This window comes from Bradyrhizobium sp. BRP56 (assembly GCF_020194035.1).
GTDB lineage: Bacteria > Pseudomonadota > Alphaproteobacteria > Rhizobiales > Xanthobacteraceae > Bradyrhizobium > Bradyrhizobium australafricanum.
In genome coordinates, this window is the sequence record NZ_JADYVV010000046.1 from 1 (window position 1) to 18,168 (window position 18,168).

The 18,168-nt window shown below is 64.7% G+C and carries 17 protein-coding genes; 10 read left to right on the plus strand and 7 right to left on the minus strand.

What is annotated here, in order from left to right:
• Positions 1-448: 448 nt before the first annotated feature.
• Complete coding sequence (locus tag I6F38_RS27950; RefSeq protein WP_225162613.1) at positions 449-1,720, minus strand: allantoate amidohydrolase; 1,272 nt, start codon at positions 1,718-1,720, stop codon at positions 449-451.
• A gap of 354 nt (positions 1,721-2,074) precedes the next feature.
• Between I6F38_RS27950 and I6F38_RS27955 the strand changes: the two genes are divergently transcribed.
• Genes I6F38_RS27955 through I6F38_RS27975 form a run of 5 tightly spaced genes read left to right on the plus strand, consistent with a single transcriptional unit; the run spans position 2,075 to position 7,450 of the window.
• Positions 2,075-3,184: a BMP family ABC transporter substrate-binding protein gene (locus tag I6F38_RS27955; RefSeq protein ID WP_225162614.1), complete on the plus strand. Its 1,110-nt coding sequence runs from the start codon at positions 2,075-2,077 to the stop codon at positions 3,182-3,184.
• Positions 3,181-4,290 (plus strand): ABC transporter permease, encoded by a 1,110-nt coding sequence (locus tag I6F38_RS27960; protein WP_092082494.1) that lies wholly within the window; start codon positions 3,181-3,183, stop codon positions 4,288-4,290. The genes I6F38_RS27955 and I6F38_RS27960 overlap by 4 nt, the downstream gene beginning before the upstream one ends.
• Before the next feature lies 1 nt (position 4,291).
• Positions 4,292-5,218 (plus strand): ABC transporter permease, encoded by a 927-nt coding sequence (locus tag I6F38_RS27965; RefSeq protein ID WP_225162615.1) that lies wholly within the window; start codon positions 4,292-4,294, stop codon positions 5,216-5,218.
• A gap of 19 nt (positions 5,219-5,237) precedes the next feature.
• Positions 5,238-5,921: an isochorismatase family cysteine hydrolase gene (locus tag I6F38_RS27970; protein WP_225162616.1), complete on the plus strand. Its 684-nt coding sequence runs from the start codon at positions 5,238-5,240 to the stop codon at positions 5,919-5,921.
• The gene (locus I6F38_RS27975; RefSeq protein WP_225162617.1) at positions 5,918-7,450 is read left to right on the plus strand and encodes an ABC transporter ATP-binding protein; all 1,533 of its coding nucleotides are present in this window, start codon (positions 5,918-5,920) and stop codon (positions 7,448-7,450) included. The genes I6F38_RS27970 and I6F38_RS27975 overlap by 4 nt, the downstream gene beginning before the upstream one ends.
• A gap of 13 nt (positions 7,451-7,463) precedes the next feature.
• On the opposite strand, the gene I6F38_RS27980 is transcribed toward I6F38_RS27975, so the two are convergent.
• The 3 genes from I6F38_RS27980 to I6F38_RS27990 form a co-directional block, all read right to left on the minus strand.
• Positions 7,464-8,615, minus strand: a complete 1,152-nt coding sequence (locus I6F38_RS27980; RefSeq protein WP_225162618.1) for a mechanosensitive ion channel family protein — start codon at positions 8,613-8,615, stop codon at positions 7,464-7,466.
• Between the two features lie 141 nt (positions 8,616-8,756).
• On the minus strand, positions 8,757-9,695 hold the full coding sequence (puuE, locus tag I6F38_RS27985) for an allantoinase PuuE (protein ID WP_225162619.1): 939 nt from the start codon (positions 9,693-9,695) through the stop codon (positions 8,757-8,759).
• 1 nt (position 9,696) lies between these two features.
• Positions 9,697-10,110, minus strand: a complete 414-nt coding sequence (locus I6F38_RS27990; RefSeq protein ID WP_016843084.1) for a DUF3830 family protein — start codon at positions 10,108-10,110, stop codon at positions 9,697-9,699.
• A gap of 196 nt (positions 10,111-10,306) precedes the next feature.
• Between I6F38_RS27990 and I6F38_RS27995 the strand changes: the two genes are divergently transcribed.
• The 4 genes from I6F38_RS27995 to I6F38_RS28010 all read left to right on the plus strand — a co-directional run bounded on the left by I6F38_RS27995 (position 10,307) and on the right by I6F38_RS28010 (position 14,532).
• Entirely contained in the window at positions 10,307-11,041 is a 735-nt protein-coding gene (locus tag I6F38_RS27995) for an SDR family NAD(P)-dependent oxidoreductase (protein WP_225162620.1), read from the plus strand.
• A gap of 1,129 nt (positions 11,042-12,170) precedes the next feature.
• The gene (locus I6F38_RS28000) at positions 12,171-13,019 is read left to right on the plus strand and encodes an Npun_R2479 family HD domain-containing metalloprotein (RefSeq protein ID WP_225162621.1); all 849 of its coding nucleotides are present in this window, start codon (positions 12,171-12,173) and stop codon (positions 13,017-13,019) included.
• Positions 13,020-13,210: 191 nt separating this feature from the next.
• Positions 13,211-14,248: a tryptophan--tRNA ligase gene (trpS, locus tag I6F38_RS28005; RefSeq protein ID WP_249794329.1), complete on the plus strand. Its 1,038-nt coding sequence runs from the start codon at positions 13,211-13,213 to the stop codon at positions 14,246-14,248.
• An 83-nt stretch (positions 14,249-14,331) separates the two neighbouring features.
• A complete protein-coding gene (locus tag I6F38_RS28010) occupies positions 14,332-14,532 on the plus strand; it encodes a hypothetical protein (protein ID WP_168857972.1) in 201 nt (66 codons plus the stop codon).
• A gap of 11 nt (positions 14,533-14,543) precedes the next feature.
• Here the strand turns inward: I6F38_RS28010 and I6F38_RS28015 are convergent, their stop codons facing one another.
• From I6F38_RS28015 to I6F38_RS28025, 3 genes are all read right to left on the minus strand, one after another.
• Entirely contained in the window at positions 14,544-15,413 is an 870-nt protein-coding gene (locus I6F38_RS28015; RefSeq protein WP_225162623.1) for an aldose 1-epimerase family protein, read from the minus strand.
• Between the two features lie 111 nt (positions 15,414-15,524).
• A complete protein-coding gene (locus I6F38_RS28020) occupies positions 15,525-16,292 on the minus strand; it encodes an enoyl-CoA hydratase-related protein (protein ID WP_225162624.1) in 768 nt (255 codons plus the stop codon).
• 87 nt (positions 16,293-16,379) lie between these two features.
• Positions 16,380-16,805, minus strand: coding sequence for a MarR family transcriptional regulator (locus I6F38_RS28025; RefSeq protein WP_225162681.1), 426 nt, complete (start codon positions 16,803-16,805; stop codon positions 16,380-16,382).
• A gap of 310 nt (positions 16,806-17,115) precedes the next feature.
• On the opposite strand from I6F38_RS28025, the gene I6F38_RS28030 reads away from it, so the two are divergent.
• Positions 17,116-18,015: a CHAD domain-containing protein gene (locus tag I6F38_RS28030; RefSeq protein ID WP_225162625.1), complete on the plus strand. Its 900-nt coding sequence runs from the start codon at positions 17,116-17,118 to the stop codon at positions 18,013-18,015.
• Positions 18,016-18,168: the final 153 nt, after the last annotated feature.

The following is an 18,168-nucleotide window of genomic DNA, read 5'->3' on the forward strand; positions in this document are numbered from 1 at the left end:
AGATCGTCCCGCCGATATTGCTCCCGAGTGATCTTGGTCCAGGGCATCGTGCTCTCCCTCGAATCTTTGCAAATCCGATGGAATCACACCCCACTGAGATCACTCACCCATTTTTCAGTCAGGCTCTGAGGTGCGAGCGCAGCGAGCCTCGAAGGGCGCACGGCCACAGTTGGGCCGTCGCCCTTCGAGACGCCGCTTCGCGGCTCCTCAGGGTGACGGGGATCGGTTTGCTCAGCTTGCTCAGTGTCATCACCCGCGCATGCGGGTGATCCAGTATTCCAGAGACGGTCGTGCTTGAGCCGATAGGCCGCGGCGTACTGGGTCGCCCGGTCGAGCCGGGCGACGACAACGGTGGATGAGGACAAAGCCTCACACCCTCTCAGGGTGACGGTGTTGGAGTTGCGAAGAACTCTCGATCTACTCGCTGCGCAACGCGGGCGCGGCAGCTTCAGCTATTCACGACACCGTGCGGACGAAAATTCTCGACGAAGCGCAGCAGCACCCGCGCGCCGGTGTCGGCATCGGCGAGCTCGACATGCTCGGCCGGATTGTGGCTGATCCCGCCGCGGCAGCGCACGAAGATCATGCCGATATCGGCGACATCGACCATCGCCATGCCGTCATGCCCCGCCCCGCTCGGCAGCTCGAACACTGCATGGCCCTCGGCCGCGACCGCCTCGGCGATCTGCGTCTTGAGCCACGGCGCGCAGGGCACGCTGCGGTTCTCGTGGGTGACATCGATCTGCAAGGCGAGGTCGCGGCGTTTTGCGATCGCCTCGATCTGCCGCACGATGTCGGCGACGGCGCGCTTGCGATGCATGTCGTTCTGCGAGCGGATATCCATGGTGAAGGACACCTTGCCCGGGATCACATTGGTGGCGCCCGGCATCGCGTTGACATAGCCGACGGTGCCGACGAGGCCTTGTTCGTCGGACCTGCAAAACTGCTCGATCGCAACGATGCATTCGGCAGCACCCGCCAGCGCATCGCGCCGCAGCTTCATCGGCACCGTGCCGGCATGGCCGGCGACGCCGGTGAGGCTCGCCGCCAGCCGGGTCGCGCCCGAAATCGCGCTGACGACGCCGACCGGCAGCGCCTTCTCTTCCAGCACGGGACCCTGCTCGATGTGCAGCTCGACATAGCCGAGCAGCTCGCGGCGGGCGCGTGCCGCCTTGCCGATGTGATCGGGATCGATCCCGAACTGGATCAGCGCGTCGCGCATCGACGTGCCGGCGCGGTCGCGCGTGTTGAGCACGCTCTCGTCGAAGGTGCCGGCGACCGCGCGGCTGCCGAGCAGGGTCGAGGCGAAGCGCACGCCCTCCTCGTCAGCAAAGCCCACGATCTCGATCGCAAACGGCAGCCGCCTGCCGCGCCGGTTCAGATCGGCAACGCAGGCGATTGCGGTGATGACGCCGAGCGGGCCGTCCCACCGGCCGGCGTCGCGCACGGTGTCGTAGTGCGAGCCGAGCATCAGCGCCGGCAAGCCCGGCTGCTCGCCTTCGTAGCGGCCGCAGACATTGCCGATCGCGTCGAGATGCGCGCTCATGCCGGCCTCGCGCATCCAGGACAGGATGAGATCGGCTGCCTTGCGATGCTCGTCGGTGAGGAAGATTCGCGCTAGATGCTCCGGCGTCTCGGAGATCGTCGCGAGCTGATTGATCCGCGCCACGATCTCGTCGCCAAGGGAAGACGGTTTCGAGGACGGTTTTGTCTCACTCATGCTGTTTCCCATCAGTCCAACGCGGCCGGCGGAGCCCGCTTCACTCGTAGCAGGCCCGATCCGATTCACCAGCCGGCAATTGGCGCCTCGTGCACAGGCCCCGACCGGGCTCGCACGACTGCTTAACGGCATTGCATACAACAGCGATCGATCGCTCATAAAATAGGCAAATCGATCTCAACCGGCTTCCGAGCGTTCTGAGATCGATCACCATTCTCACGTATATTCAATCATTTACAGAAGACTGATCGCCAAACATGCTCTGGCATGAAGCTTGCGACACTTCCCTCAAGCTCCGCCGTCAGGCGGCTGCGACAGGGACAGGCGGGCCGGACCCGCCGGAGGGAGCGAGCGATGGATTTTGGCAGGATTTCAAGAAGGCATTTATTGCAGGGGAGCGCCGCACTGGCGCTCGGCAGCACGCTTGGCATTCGTGGCGCGGCGGCAGCGGAAACCACGATCGGCTTCATCTATGTCGGGTCGCGCGACGACTACGGCTACAACCAGGCGCACGCGCAAGGAGCCGCGGCGGTGAAGAAGCTTCCCGGCATCAAGGTCGTCGAGGAAGAGAAGGTGCCGGAGACCGATGCGGTCGAGAAGACCATCGAGTCCATGATCAATCTCGACGGCGCCACGCTCATGTTCCCGACCTCGTTCGGCTACTACAACCCGCACGTCCTCAAGATGGCGGGCAAGTTTCCAAAACTGCGCTTCGAGCACTGCGGCGGCCTGTGGTCCGACAAGGACCCGAAGAACGCCGGCAGCTATTTCGGCTATATCGACGAGGCGCAATACATCTCCGGCATCGTGGCCGGCTATTCGACCAAGAGCGGCAAGCTCGGCTTCGTCGCCGCCAAGCCGATCCCGCAGGTGCTGCGCAACATCAACGCATTCACGCTCGGCGCCCGGCTCGCCAATCCGAAGGCGACCACGCAGGTGATCTTCACCGGCGACTGGTCGATGCCGGTCAAGGAGGCCGAGGCGACCAACAGCCTGATCGACCAGGGCGTCGACGTCCTGACCTGCCATGTCGACGGACCGAAGACGATGGTCGAGAACGCCGCGCGCCGCGGCGCTCTCGTCTGCGGCTATCACGTCAACCAGTCGCCGCTGGCGCCGAAGGCCTATCTCACCGGCGCCGAGTGGAATTGGGAGGCGCTCTACCCGAAATTCGTCAAGATGATCACCGCGGGCGAAGCGATCCCGAACTTCTATCGCGGCGGCCTCAAGGAAGAGATCGTCAAGGTGTCGCCCTATGGCGAGATGGTCTCGGCGGAAGCACGCAAGCATGCCGACGACGTCAAGGCCAAGTTCATGACCGGCGAGTTTACGATCTTCAAGGGCCCGCTCGTCGACAACAAGGGCAAGACGGTGATCGCTTCCGGCACCGATCGCGGCCAGCAGGATCCCGAACTCGAGAAGATGGACTATCTCGTCGAGGGCGTGATCGGAGCCACCGCGTGACGACGGAAACGGCGGAATCGGTGGAGGCGGCCGGCATCGCTCCGGCCGCCGATCCCGGATTCCTCCAGCGCCACGGCGCGCGCATCGAATACATCCTGATCCCGGGCGCGGCGCTGGTCGGCGCGCTCGCGGTGTTCGGCGGCTTCGTCGCGCTCTACGGCAAGAACCCGCTCGATCTGTATTTCTACATGTATTACGGCGCGTTCGGCACCGCCTTCTCCTGGCAGAACACGCTGACCCGCGCCGCGCCGCTGATCCTGACCGCGCTGTGCACGGCGCTGCCGGCACAGCTCGGCATGGTGATCATCGGTGGCGAAGGCGCCCTTCTGATCGGCGCACTGTCGGCGACCGCGGCGGCGCTGGCGCTGCAGGGCGCGGCGCCGATCGTGGTGCAGATCGCCATGGTGATCGCGGGCATGATCGGCGGCGGCCTCTGGATCACGCTGTCGGGCGGCCTGCGGCAATATCGCGGGGTCAACGAGACGATCTCGAGCCTGCTGCTGGTCTATATCGCGCTTGCGATTCTGAACCATCTGGTCGAGGGGCCGATGCGCGATCCGGCGAGCCTCAACAAGCCGTCGACGCGCGAGATCGGCGCCGCCAACATGATCGGCACCATTCCCGGCACCGACGTGCATTGGGGCCTGGTGTTCGGCCTCGTCGCCGCCATCGCCGCCTACATCCTGATCTATCACACCACCTTCGGCTTCGCCGCGCGCGTCGCCGGAGGCAACATCCGCGCCGCCAAGATCGTCGGCCTCAGTGTCGGCAAACTGATCCTGACCGTGTGCTTCCTCGCCGGCAGTTGCGCCGGGCTTGCCGGCATGATCGAGGTTGCGGCGGTGCAGGGCCGCACCAACGCCAACCTCGCGGCGGGTTACGGCTTCACCGGCATCCTCGTTGCGTTCCTGGCACGGCAGAATCCGCTCGCGATCATTCCGGTGGCGATCCTGCTCGGCGGTATCTCGGCCTCCGGCGGCCTGTTGCAGCGGCGGCTCGGCCTGCCCGATGCTTCGGTGCTGGTGCTGCAAGGCATCATCTTCGTGTTCGTGCTGGCCAGCGACGCACTCTACGGGCGGATCGGCTTCCTGAAGGGAAAGTCCTGACATGGCGGATGCATCGCTCGGGCTCTGGACCGTCCCGCTGGCCGTGTTCGGCGGCGCCATCCGCGTCTCGACGCCGTTTTTGTTCGTCAGCCTCGGCGAGTGCATCACCGAGCGAAGTGGCCGCATCAATCTCGGCCTCGAGGGCACGCTGGTGATGGGCGCGATGAGTGCCTACGGCATCTCCTATCTCTCCGGCTCGCCATGGTTAGGGGTGCTCGCGGCCGGCATCACCGGCGCGCTGTTCGGCGCGCTGCATGCCGGGATCTGCTCGCTGCCGCGGGTCAACGACATCGCGGTCGGCATCGCGCTGATGCTGCTCGGCACGGGGCTCGCGTTCTTCCTCGGCAAACCGCTGATCGAGCCGACGGCGGCCCGGCTGCCGGCGATCGATTTCGGCTGGTGGAGCGACATCACGCAGGTGCGCGCGGCGCTGCGCATCAACGTGCTGTTCCTGATCGGCGTCGCGATCGCGCCGCTGCTCTATTGGGCCTTCAGGACCACGCGCTGGGGCCTCTTGATCCGCACCGCCGGCGAGAGCGCCGATGCGGCGCGCGCGATGGGCCATTCGGTGCTCTTGATCCGGCTGCGCGCCACCATGGTCGGCGGTTTCCTCGCCGGCATCGGCGGCTCGTTCCTGTCGCTGTTCTATCCCGGCAGCTGGAACGAGGGCCTCTCCTCCGGACAGGGCATCACTGCCGTGGCGCTGGTGATCTTCGCGCGCTGGGACCCGATGCTCTGCCTGTGGGCCTCGCTCGCCTTCGGCGGCGCCGCCGCGCTCGGACCCGCGCTGCAATCGGTCGGCATCACCTCCGGCTATCATCTGTTCAACGCCGCGCCCTACATCCTGACGCTCGCGATCATGATCATCACATGCTCGCCGAAACGCACGCTGACCGGCGCGCCCGCCGAATTGTCCATCACCCGATAGCATCTCGAAAGATTATTTCATGCCCGAGCGCTTCATCAAGTCCGAGCCCTACGCCTGGCCCTATAATGGCGATCTGCGGCCAGAGAATACCGCGCTCATCATCATCGACATGCAGACCGACTTCTGCGGCGTCGGCGGCTATGTCGACAAGATGGGCTACGATCTCTCGCTGACGCGGGCGCCGATCGAGCCGATCAGGAAGCTGCTCGCGATGATGCGCGCACAGGGCTTTCACATCATTCATACGCGCGAGGGCCACCGCCCCGACCTTGCCGACCTGCCCGCCAACAAGCGCTGGCGCTCGCGCCAGATCGGCGCCGGCATCGGCGATCCCGGCCCGTGCGGCCGCATCCTGGTGCGCGGCGAGCCGGGCTGGGAGATCATTCCGGATCTCGCGCCGCTGCCGGGCGAGCCTGTTATCGACAAGCCCGGAAAAGGCTCGTTCTGCGCCACCGACCTCGAGCTGATGCTGCGGCTGCGCGGCATCGAGAACATCGTGCTGACCGGCATCACCACCGATGTCTGCGTCCACACCACCATGCGCGAGGCCAACGACCGCGGCTTCGAATGCGTGCTGGTCGAGGACTGCTGCGGCGCGACCGACCGGAGCAATCACGACCACGCGCTGAAGATGATCAAGATGCAGGGCGGCGTGTTCGGCGCGGTGACCAGATCCGCCGACCTGATCGGGGCGCTGTCGTGATCATCGGCGAGCCGCCCGCACCATCAGGCGCGTTCGGCGTCGATGCCATCGCCATGACGATGCGGTTCGGCGATTTCACAGCGCTCGACAATGTCGAGCTCAAGGTGCGTCCAGGCTCGTTCCACGCCTTGCTCGGCGAGAACGGCGCGGGCAAGAGCACGCTCGTGAAATGCATCATGGGCTATTACCACGCCACCGAAGGCGACATCCTCGTCGGCGGCCGCCAGCAGGCGATCGCCAATCCGAAGGACGCGCATGCGCTCGGGCTCGGCATGGTCTACCAGCACTTTACACTGGTGCCGGCGATGACCGTTGCCGAGAATTTGGTATTGGCGCGCGACGACGTGCCTGCCGTGGTCGACTGGCGCAAGGAGAAGACGGAGCTGGAGGCCTTCCTGGCGCGGATGCCGTTCAAGGTGCCGCTCGACGCAAAGGTCTCCGACATCTCCGCCGGCGAGCGGCAGAAATGCGAGATCCTCAAGCAGCTGTACCTGAAGCGCCGCTTCCTGATCCTGGACGAGCCGACTTCGGTGCTGACGCCGGGCGAAGCCGACGAAGTGCTCGGCATGCTGCGCGCGACGGTGGTCGCGGGCGACCTCACCATCCTGATGATCACGCACAAGTTCCGCGAGGTGATGGCCTTTGCCGACGAGGTGACCATCCTGCGCCGCGGCAAGCTTGCCGGCAGCGGCCGGGTCGCGGAGCTGACGCCGGACGAGATGGCCCGCACCATGATCGGCGCCGAGCAGCTGACGGTACAGCCGCCGCGCACCGGCGAGACCGGAGCGGCCCGGCTCGAGCTCGACAAGCTCACCGCGCTTGACGATGCCGGCGCGATTGCCGTGCACGGCGTATCGCTGACCGTGAAAAGCGGCGAGATCGTCGGCATCGCCGGCGTCTCCGGCAACGGCCAGCGCCAGCTCGTGGAGGTCCTGGCCGGCCAGCGCGAGGCCGAGAGCGGCGTGATCCGCGTCCAGGGCGAGAGCTATGCGGCGAGTCGCGCGGAGATGCGGCGGCACAGGATGTCGCTGCTACCGGAAGAGCCGCTGAAGAACGCCTGCGTCGGCGGCATGAGCGTCGCCGACAACATCGCATTCCGCGAGTTCGATCGTGCCCCGTTCGCGCGCGGCGGCTGGTGGCTGAACCGTGCCGCATTCCGCAACGACGCCGAGCGCAAGATCAACCGCTACAAGATCAAGACCCGCACGCCGGAGACGCCGATCGCGGCGCTGTCGGGCGGCAATGTGCAGCGCGCGGTGCTGGCGCGCGAGCTCTCGGGCGACGTCGAGGTGCTGATCGCCGCCAATCCCTGCTTCGGACTCGACTTCGCGGCGGTGGCGCAAATCCACGCCGAGATCATGGCCGCCCGCAATCGCGGCGCGGCGGTGCTGTTGGTCAGCGAGGACCTCGATGAGCTGCTGGAGCTGTCGGATCGGCTGGTCGTGATGTTCCACGGCGCGTTCGTGCATGAGGCCCGCGCCAGCGAGGCCGATCTCACCGAGATCGGCCGGCACATGGCAGGGCACTAGAGCGGATCACGGATCAGCTGCGCGCCGGCGCCGCCGCGCGCTGCCGTGCCGGCGCTCCGCGCAGGAACGCCCGGCCGAAATCATCGACAGCGGGCGCCAGGATCGCCCGATCGCGCGGCAGCGCGTCTGGCATCTCGTCACGGATGAACGCCAGCAGCTTCTCGCGGATCTCGCAACGCAGGTCCCAGGATTGCGGTGCATTCCGTGCACTGATCAGCGCGCGCAGCTCGATGGTGCGCGGGTGGGTGTCGATCACCTGCAGATTGACCACCGCGCCGTCCCAGAGCCGCGACTCCTTCGCCGCCTGCTCCAGCCTTTTGCGGATCGCCGGCACGTCGGCGCTATAATCAACATGCAGCGCAATCGCACCGATCAGGGATTGCGCGTCGCGCGTCCAGTTCTGGAACGGGCGCTCGATGAAATAGGACAGCGGTACCACCATGCGCCGCCAGTCCCACAGCCGGATCACGACATAGGTTGAGGCGATATCCTCGACCCAGCCCCATTCGTTTTCGATGATGACCGCGTCCTCGATCCGGATCGGCTGGGTGACGGCGATCTGCACGCCGGCGATCAGATTGCTCAGCAACGGCCTTGCGGCAAGACCGACGATCAGGCCGGCGGCGCCGGCGGAGGCGAACAGGCTGACGCCGTATTGCCTGACCGAGTCGAACGTCATCAGCGCGGTGGAGACCGCGATGATGACGATCAGCGTGTCGGTGACCCGCTTGAAGACGCGCACCTGGGTGACGTGCTTGCGTGCCAGGAAATTCTCGGCAACGTCGAGGCGAAATTTATCGAGATATCTGGCCGACGCCATGTCGACGGCGCGGATCGAGATCCAGCCGATCAGCGCGATGACGGCGACGCCGAAGAAATGGCTGAGTGTCAGCCGCAGCAGATCGTTGAGCGGCGCCAATGGCAACACCAGCGCGAGGGCGGCAAGACACAGCGCCAGCCGTGACGGACCGGCCGTCCGGTCAAGCAGCATCGGCGCGACGGAATTCTTTGGTCCCACCATGCGATGGACGATGCGTTGCGCGATGGAGTGAACGACGAGCGCAACGGCGATCGCAGCCGTGATCAGGACGAGGCCGACCGCCCAATCCGGAACCCAGCGAAATGTGTATTCCAATCCGGTTACGATCTCCTGGACGTCTTGCATGAAACCCGCCTGCTCCCGCATTGCAGGCTGCTAACGCGTGGAATCCGGGATCGCTTCTGACGTCTGTGCAACGCAGCAATTCACCCGATGCAATTCGGATGCGCAGGATGTTGCGTCAATTCGGCTGGAGTGGCACCGGCGCTAGCCGATCTCAAACGCTTCCGCGGCGAGATGCTTCAGATTGGCGTGCCAATGCTCGGCGATCGCAAGCCGCGTCGGCACCCAGACGTGCTCGTGCTTCTGGATGTAGTCGAGAAAGCGCATCAGCGCGGCGGCGCGGCCGGGACGCCCGACGACGCGGCAATGCAGACCGATCGACATCATCTTCGGTGAGGTCGCGCCCTCGGCATAGAGCACGTCGAAACTGTCCTTCAGGTAGGTGTAGAATTCCTCGCCGCCGCCGAAGCCCTGCGCGTTGATGAAGCGCATGTCGTTGGCATCGAGCGTATAGGGGATCACGAGATGCGGCTCGGTGCCGGCTGCTTTGATCCAGTACGGCAGATCGTCGGCATAGGAATCGCAGAGATAGCGCAGGCCGCCCGCCTCCATCAAAAGCCGCAGCGTGTTGATCGAGGAGCGGCCGGTGTACCAGCCGAGCGGCCGCGCGCCTGTCGCCTCGGCATGCACGGCAATGGCGCGGGCGATCTCCTCGCGCTCCTCGTCCTCCGACATGTCCTTGTGCTCGACCCAGCGCAGGCTGTGGCTTGCGATGTCCCAGCCCGCCTCCTGCATCGCGGCGACGACATCCGGGTTGCGCTTCAGCGCCATCGCGACGCCGAACACCGTGGTCGGCAGCTTCCGCTCGGTGAATATCCGCCACAGCCGCCAGAAGCCGGCGCGCGCGCCATATTCGAACATCGTCTCGATATTGGCGTGCCGCTGGCCGACCCAGGGCTGCGCGCCGAGCACGTCGGACAGAAACGCTTCCGAGGCGCGATCACCGTGCAGGATGTTGTTCTCCCCGCCCTCCTCGAAATTGACCACGAATTGCACGGCGATGCGCGCCGCGTCGGGCCATTTCGGATCGGGCGGATTGCGGCCGTAGCCGCGGAGATCGCGCGGATAGCGGGCCTCGGTCACATCAGATTTCCTCGAAGCGGATGTTCTGCGCGCCCTTCCACAACACGGTCTTGCCGAACGCGGTGAGGTTCTCCAGCCCCGAGGTCAGCGTGATGAAATGATTGCCGGCGAGCTGGCCCATCTTGCTGGCGAAATGCACGCCGCCATAGGCGAGCAGGATCTCGGTCTCGCTGATGCCGCCCGGATAGAGGATGATCTGGCCCGGCGCCGGATAGCTGGTGTGGTTCTCGTAGGACACGCCGAAGTCGAGATCGCCGAGCGGCATCCAGACGCCCTCGCCGCTCCAGCGCACGTGGATCGCCTGGCTCTCGAACGGCATCGCCTTGCGGAACGCGGCGACCGTCTTCGGCGCCAGCTGCTCCTCGAAACGGGCGTCAAAGGTGAACTCGCCGGCGCGGACAATCAGTTTGCTCATCGATCTCTCGTGGGTGGGCTAAGAAGTGATGTCCCAACCATTGCCGCCGGCCCGGGCCGGACGCAAGGCCGATTCCGGCCCCGGAAGCCGGTTTTTCGCCGCGCGGCGGCCTCCAACGCAGATTTGAGCAGAGTTGCATTGCGCCGCGCCTTCCCGTTTGCGAGCCTGCGAGGGTACGTCGAACAGGGTGACCTTGATGACAACAAGCAGTCTGCACGGACATGTGGCGCTGGTGACCGGCGGATCGCGCGGCATCGGCGCGGCGATCGTCAAGATGCTGGCGGATGCCGACGCCGCCGTCGCCATCAATTATCGCGAGCGCTCGGCCGAGGCGGAGACGCTGGCGAAGGGCATCACCGCCGCCGGCGGCCGCGCCGTCGCGATCGCCGCCGACGTCTCGGAAGCTGCCGCCGTCGCCGCGCTGGTCGAGCGCGCCAAGTCCGAGCTCGGCCCGGTCGACATCCTCGTCAACAATGCCGGGATCGCGATCGTCAGGGGTGTCGACGACCTCACCGAAGAGGATTTCGACCGCACCATCACGGTCAATCTCAAATCGGCGTTTCTCTGCACACAGGCAGTGCTGCCGATGATGCGCACCCGCAAATGGGGCCGTATCGTCAACATCTCCTCCGGCGCGGCGCGCGGCACCGGCTCGATCGGGCCGCACTACAACGCATCCAAGGCGGCGATGGAGGGGATGACCCGCGGCTATGCCGCGCGCCTCGTCAAGGAGGGCATCACCGTCAATGCCGTGGCGCCGTCGCTGATCGAGACCGACATGATGAGGGGACAAAGCGAGCTGGTCAGCCGCATCCCGGTCGGCCGTTTCGGCACAGCGGAAGAGGTGGCACAGGCCGTGATGCTGCTGGTCAACAATCCCTACATGACCGGACAGACCATCGCGATGAGCGGCGGCATGGCGTTCAACTAGGGCATAGACCTATAAACCCAGCGGCATCATGCGATGAAGCTTACGTCCGCTTTGTCCTTATAGCGGTCATTTTGTGCAGCATCGGAATATGTCGCGATGGGCCATTTCCGGACTCTTGCATGGCAAGAGTCCCGCAAGATGACGGGCCAATTCAAATGTCCGCCCGGAGTGGCACCTGCTACTTGCAGCCGCGGCAAATCGTAAGCTTGCCCTTTAGTTTGTCATCGTCCCCGGGATCGACCGATTGCTGCCGGGAGACACGATCTGCTTCTTGATCGAGCTTGGGCTGCTTTGCCCGGTGCGACCTGACGGGTCGCGTCGTCCGGCTTGACGTGTCGTCGTCGATGCCGACGCTAAAACCATCGTAATCGGGGACCGGTCCAGCCGACGGCGGCGACCTGTCGATCACCTGTGCTGGCGAAGCGCTGCCTGACTCTACCGGCGTGTGTTCGACAGTGGCAGATCGTGGGGCAGTGGAGCGTGGCAAAGACTCCTTGGCGGCTCGGGGCAGTACCGAACTCTTAGCGGTCGCCGTCGGCGGCCAGACGCTGTTGGTTGCAGCCGGAGATGCCGATCCCTCGTCCGACGGCGGCGGCGCAAGCGAAAGCGGAGGGGAAAGCGAGGTCTGACATCTCGCGCTGTCTTGTGACCAAACTCCCGCCGTCAATAAACCAAGGGCAAGCAGTGTTGCGTTCTTCATTACTCGTCCTGCAAATCACTTGGAACGAAAGCATTGATCGCGTGACTCCTATCGCCACGCTTCGACAAGAATTTCCACATCTGACATGGCGATCAAAAATTGACGGAAGTTGGGAGCCATGGGCGGATACATGCGCGCTTCGGTCCACCCTCGTTACTGGCCCCACTGCCCGCTTCGGGTCCAATCGCGACCGTTTGGCCCGGTCTCGGTAAGATCCGGTATGCACCTCACAGCGGACCGTTTGGCGGTCGGGTGCATTGATCGCGATGGGCCATCAGCGGTGGTTCAGCCTTGCCTCATCCCGGGTAGCCCCCAAAACCAGGGCTCGACAGGCCTCCGGGCCACTAGGCTCCGGCCCAATTTGCGGGACCAACAACCCGGTGACGAAATACCCAAACCGGCATAGCATCCCGCGCATTGGAGGCGATCATGTTCAACCCAACTCAAATTGTCATCCAAGCGTTTGTCGATCAACTCAAGGGTACATACGGCCAAATCTACGGAATCCTCGAGCCCGCCTATCCGGACATCATCGGTTTCGTTGGGCGCCTCGCGTTGGAGAATATTGCCAATAGCGATGCGGCCTACCACGACATGAACCACACCATCATGGTGACGTTGGTCGGACAGAACATTTTACTCGGCAAGCATACGAGCGAAGGCGGTGTCAGGCCGCGCGACTGGCTCCATTTCATGATTTCGCTCTTATGCCACGACATCGGCTATGTACGCGGGGTATGTCGAGGCGACCGGGACGGACTTTATGTTTGTAACGAAAACGGTGATCGCGTCCGGATATCTGCTGGAGCCACGGACGCATCCTTGACCCCCTATCATGTGACACGATCCAAGCTCTTCGTCCGCGAGCGTTTCGGCAAGGTGAGCCTGACCTCCATCGACACAAAGGAAATCGAGGCGAACATCGAGCACACGCGCTTTCCGGTACCGGGGGAAGAGGAGCATACCAGTACGGCGGACTATCCCGGCCTGCTTCGTGCCGCGGATTTGATCGGCCAATTGGCCGACATTGACTATTTGCGGAAGACGTCAGCCTTGTTTGCCGAATTTCAGGAGACTGGCGCAAGCGAGAAACTCGGATATCTGACCCCCGATGATTTACGCGCAGCGTACCCTGCTTTCTTCTGGAAGGCCGTCTGCCCCTATATCGGCGACGCACTTCGATATCTGCGGGTCACGCAGGAAGGTAAGCAATGGATCGCCAACCTTTACGCGCACGTGTTCTCGGAGGAGCACAGGGGAGCGATTACTCGAGCATAGCCGGGTGGAAGAATAACTGGCTATGCCGTCTTGACCGGCTCGTTCGATTGCCTTACGCCTCACGCCATGAACCGCTCGATCCTGATCGCCAATCTCTGGTGGCTCGCCGACTGACAGGCGGGCCGAACGCGTTCATGCATTTCGGGGCCGCCGCATTGGGCGGCCTTTTTCTTTCACCCCATCCAGCCCGCATGCGGTGTCCCCATTCAACCGAATGGAGACAAGCCGTGACCAAACCGATCATCCTCACCGGCGACCGCACCACCGGGCCGCTGCATCTCGGCCATTACGTCGGCTCGCTTCGAAGCCGCCTCACGTTTCAGGACAGCCATGAGCAATACCTGCTGCTCGCCGACATGCAGGCGCTGACCGACAACGCGCACGACATCGGCAAGGTCCGCGGCAACGTCATCGAGGTCGCGCTGGATTATCTCGCCGTTGGAATCGATCCCGAGCGAACCTCGATCTGCCTGCAGTCGCAGCTTCCGGCGCTCGCCGAATTGTCGATGCTCTATCTCAACCTTGTCACCGTCGCGCGGCTGGAGCGCAATCCCACCATCAAGGACGAGATCCGCGCCCGCGGATTCGGACGCGGCATCCCGGCGGGCTTCCTGTGCTACCCGGTGGCGCAGGCCGCCGATATCACCGCGTTTCGGGCGACCGTCGTGCCGGTCGGCGAGGACCAGGCTCCCCTGATCGAGCAGACCAACGAGATCATCAGGCGTGTCAACGCGCTCGCCGGCCGTGCGCTCCTGCAGGAGGCGGTGGCCGTCATACCGCGCGCGGGACGGCTGCCGGGCGTCGACGGGCGCGCGAAGATGAGCAAATCCGCCGGCAATGCGATTGCGCTCTCGGCCTCGCCCGGTGACATCACGGCCGCGGTGCGCGCGATGTTCACCGATCCTGATCATCTGCGTGTCGGCGACGCCGGCAAGGTCGAGGGCAATGTCGTCTTCAGCTATCTCGACGCGTTCGATGACGACCAGCACGCCGTCGAGGAATTGAAGGCGCGCTATCGGCGCGGCGGTCTCGGCGACGCAGCGGTCAAGCGGCGGCTGGAGGACATCCTGCAAGCCCTGATCGCGCCGATCCGGGCCCGACGCGCCGAGCTGGCAGGCGATCGCGACCATGTCGCTGACGTGATCAGGCGCGGAACCCTGAAAGCCCGGGAGATCACCGAGCGCACCAAGCGCGATGTGATGGCGGGACTCGGCTTGTTCCAGCTCTGAATGCGCCGTCATCAAACCATGGCAGGAACTGTGCTTGCCTGTAACAGTTGTCCGCTTGGCGAAAACCGGATTTGGAGCTTGTCGTGATCGATCCGAAAACGCTTCTCGAACGCGCCGCGCAATTGACCGATCAGGCCAAAAGCGAGGAAGAAGCCGGCATACGCGAGCGGCTGCTGCGCATGGCCGAGCATTACCGCGACCTGGCCGCGCATGAGGCCTGGGCGAACGAGAACCCGCCATCGGTCGGCGCGATCACCAGTGCGCTCAGCCCCCGCGCCCATTGACCTGTTCTTCGTCAGCTCACGCGAATGCGATAGCCCAATGACTGCCGCGCGCTCGGCGCGATGTGCATGAGGCCGGGCTTGCCTGTGAACTCGCCATCGAATTCGACCGGGCTGGCAAAGCCTTGCCACGGCTCGATGCAGAGGAACGCCGCGCCGCCGACCTTCGACCAGATGCCAAGTTCGCGAAAGCCGCGCCACGACACCTCGATCGCAGGCCCCTGCGCAGCAGCAAAGCGAACCGACGCGCTCGCAACCTGATCGAGGATCATGGCGTCGTCGTCGAACAATTGCTCGGACAACGCGAGCACCTTGCCCTTGATCGGACTTGGCTCGGATTGCTGCCGCATCAGTCCCTCCGTCAGCCGCCGGATCGGCGCCGGCTCATCCTTCGCGAAGGTCAACGCGTACGCTTGCTTCTGCACCCCCGGAAGCAGCGGCCAGTTGAAGGCGGGATGACCGCCGAGCGAGGCCGGCAGCGTCTCGGCGCCGGTGTTGACGATGTCGAAGGCGATATCGAGATCGGCGCCATCAACGGTATAGGTGACCTCGAGCCTGAATGCGAAGGGATAGCGCGCACGCGTCTCCGCATCGTCGGTGAGCGCAAGCTTGCAGGATCGGGCCCCCTGCTCCACCCAGGCAAAGCGGCGGTCGCGCGCGAAGCCGTGCTGCGTCATCGGATAGGTCTTGCCATTGTGGCGCAGCGTATCGTTCTTCAAGCGACCGACGATCGGGAACAGGATGGGCGCATGGCGCGGCCATTGCGGGCCGGCCTGCCACAACAGTTCGGTCCCGTCGGCATTTCTGAGCGACGACAATTCGGCGCCCTGCGCCGAAATGGTCGCGGCGATTCCTTCGCCGCGCAGCGTGTGACTGTCGCTCATGCCTCGCCTCGCCGGGTTGCGCTATGCCCCGACAGGAGATGTTCGAAGCCGGCGAGGCCGTCAACCCCAAAGCAATAGCGCCGCCCACGCGTGGCGGCCCACGCTCCGGCCCTAGCCGGTAATCTTGGAGAAATCGGGCTGGCGGCGCTCGGCAAAGGCGGCAAAGGCCTCGCGTGCTTCCGCACTCATCAGCCGCTCCTGGAAGATCCCGCCCTCACGCGCCATCTGCGCGCTGATCCTGACGGGGTCGCGCATCAGCGCCTTGGTGTGCTGGAGCGAGCCGAACGGCCGCTTCGCCAGCGCGTCCGCCGCCGCGCGTGCCTTGGCGCGCAGCTCCGCGAGCGGCACGACCGCGTTGGCGAGGCCGATCGAGACCGCGGTCTCCGCCTCGACCGGTTCGCCGAGCGCGAACATCGCATAGGCCCGCGCATAGCCGATGCGCTGCGGCAGCAGATAGGTCGAGGCCGCCTCCGGCACCAGCGCCAGATTGACGAACGGCGTGATCAGCCGTGCGGTCGGCGCGAGGTAGACGAGGTCGCAATGCAGCAGCATGGTGGTGCCGATGCCGACCGCATTGCCCTGCACGGCGGCAACCAGCGGCCGCGTCGCCTTGGCAAGTCCGGCGAGGAAGCGCGTCACGTGGCGCTCGCCCTGCACGCCGCGCGACACCGCCGCGAAATCGGCGAGATCGTTGCCCGCGGTAAAGCTGTCGCCGTCGCCCTGCAACAGCACGGCGCGGATCGCGGAATCGCCCTCCGCGCGCTCGAGCGCATCGGCCATCGCACCATACATCGCGTTGGTGATCGCGTTCTTCTTGTCCGGGCGCGCCATCGTCACGGTGAGGACACCGCCGTCCAGCACTACGACCACTTCACTCATGCTTCACTCCTGTTGCTCGGTTCTTGCTTGACGCGTCTTCTTCACGCGAACCGGTAGCCACTTCGCTTTGAAGACGCTCTAGCTGTCTTAGTCCTTCGGAAACTTGTCTTGCAGGCTGGTCAGCCAGCGCGACACCACGTCGATCTCCGCGTCCGAGAACCCGTCCATCAGACGGTTGTTGATCGCCCTGGTCCGCGTTGCGGCGCGCTTGCCGAGTTCCTGCCCCGCCGCGGTCAGGTGGAGCCGCTGGCTGCGGCCATCCTCGCCATCGCGCCGGCGCTTCACGAGGCCTGCACGTTCCATCCGGTCGGCGAGCCCGCTCATCGCCGACGGCACGATGTCGAGCGCCTGCGAGACGTCGCCGATCAGCGCGCCGTCATTGCGCCCGAGAAAGAACAGCACGCCCGCCTGGGCCGACGTCAGATCGTGCGTGGCCGTCTCCTGCTCGATGGCGCGTTGCAACCGGCGATGGGCCACGGTCAGAAGAAAGATCAGCCGGTGTTCCGCTTTCATGCCGCCCGTTATATATTTCGCACGCGAAATATCAAGATACTTCGTGCACGAAATATCTGGTGCTGCGGCGAAGTCCGGTGGCTGGTTTTGCGGCGTGCTCGAAACCATGGTGTTCCCTCAAAAGCCCGGCCTGCATATCGACTGGAATGAGCTCCCGCCTACGGGTTGATTGCGACATTTTGATCCTGTCGCTGGATCGTCGCACTGCGGCCCAGCAGAAAATCCTTGATCGACATCGATCAAACGGGAAATCTTCCCACCCGGGAGCCGCCCGGTTGCGTTGCGGCACCGGCGGGGTCACGAGAGTGTCATGACGTTAGCGGCAAGTCCGGCCAAGGAGCGTGTTGTCCGCCCAAAGCGGCCGCGCCATCTAAGCGAAGCCATGCGCTGTGAGACCGCGTTTCGCCTGATCCTGTCCGAATGCCTCGAGGAAGTCGCCACCAATCACGAGGCCATAAGTTCCGGCGATTCCGCCGCGCTGCACCAGACCCGTATCGCGCTGACGCGGCTGAAGGCGGCGATCGCCTTCTATGGGCCGATGGTGGCGGACACCGAATGGACGCGACTGAAATCCGAGTTGAGATGGCTGAGCGCCCATCTCGGCGCAACGCGCGACCTCGACGTCGCGATCGAGAACAGCAAGGGCCTGCCTGAAGAAGGCATGCTCCAGACGGCGCGAACCGACGCGTTCGAGGCGCTCAAGGAGGCGTTGCAAAGCGATCGATACTGGCGATGGTTCGACGGCATGTGGGACTGGGTCGGCAGCGGACCCTGGACCACGCGGCAGGACCCCCGCGCCGCGCAGCGGCGAGCCGTGCCGGTCGCGGTGTTTCACGCGCGGCGGCTGGCGCGATGGCATGGCAAGCTGTGCCAGAAGAGCCGCGGGCTGCAAGGCATGGGCAAGACCAAGCGCCACCGCGTCCGTCTCGCCAGCAAGCGGCTGCGTTACGCGATCGAGTTCTCGGAGGGCGGCTTGCCCCCCGACGAATACGCGTCATGGCGGATCATCCTGAAGCATCTGCGCAAGGGACAGCAATTGCTCGGCGAATTGAACGATGACGAGGTGCGTCGCGGGCTGCTCGAGAGCGTCGATGCACCCGCGCAGCGCGCCCACGAGCGCAAGGCCAAGCACCAGCGCGTCCACGAGCGGAAGCGCAAGAGCCGGCTGCTGCGCCACGCCGCGGCGGTCTATCGAAAAATCTCCGACTGAGCGCGCATCAGCGCAACTCCGTCGGCGCGCGGATACCGCTCGCGTTGAGGACTGCGCCTAGGAATGATGTATAAAACATCACTTATTGCCCTTGTGCCATCATTACTTGATGTGCATAAATGACATTCAAATAGACGCGACTCTCAGATCGAC

Bases quoted from the DNA above. Each gene is read 5' to 3' on its own strand.
- I6F38_RS27950 (WP_225162613.1), bottom strand. From the start codon at position 1,720: ATGAGTGAGACAAAACCGTCCTCGAAACCGTCTTCCCTTGGCGACGAG.
- I6F38_RS27955 (WP_225162614.1), top strand. From the start codon at position 2,075: ATGGATTTTGGCAGGATTTCAAGAAGGCATTTATTGCAGGGGAGCGCC.
- I6F38_RS27965 (WP_225162615.1), top strand. From the start codon at position 4,292: ATGGCGGATGCATCGCTCGGGCTCTGGACCGTCCCGCTGGCCGTGTTC.
- I6F38_RS27970 (WP_225162616.1), top strand. From the start codon at position 5,238: ATGCCCGAGCGCTTCATCAAGTCCGAGCCCTACGCCTGGCCCTATAAT.
- I6F38_RS27980 (WP_225162618.1), bottom strand. From the start codon at position 8,615: ATGCAAGACGTCCAGGAGATCGTAACCGGATTGGAATACACATTTCGC.
- I6F38_RS27990 (WP_016843084.1), bottom strand. From the start codon at position 10,110: ATGAGCAAACTGATTGTCCGCGCCGGCGAGTTCACCTTTGACGCCCGT.
- I6F38_RS27995 (WP_225162620.1), top strand. From the start codon at position 10,307: ATGACAACAAGCAGTCTGCACGGACATGTGGCGCTGGTGACCGGCGGA.
- I6F38_RS28000 (WP_225162621.1), top strand. From the start codon at position 12,171: ATGTTCAACCCAACTCAAATTGTCATCCAAGCGTTTGTCGATCAACTC.
- trpS (WP_249794329.1), top strand. From the start codon at position 13,211: ATGCGGTGTCCCCATTCAACCGAATGGAGACAAGCCGTGACCAAACCG.
- I6F38_RS28015 (WP_225162623.1), bottom strand. From the start codon at position 15,413: ATGAGCGACAGTCACACGCTGCGCGGCGAAGGAATCGCCGCGACCATT.
- I6F38_RS28020 (WP_225162624.1), bottom strand. From the start codon at position 16,292: ATGAGTGAAGTGGTCGTAGTGCTGGACGGCGGTGTCCTCACCGTGACG.
- I6F38_RS28025 (WP_225162681.1), bottom strand. From the start codon at position 16,805: ATGAAAGCGGAACACCGGCTGATCTTTCTTCTGACCGTGGCCCATCGC.
- I6F38_RS28030 (WP_225162625.1), top strand. From the start codon at position 17,116: ATGACGTTAGCGGCAAGTCCGGCCAAGGAGCGTGTTGTCCGCCCAAAG.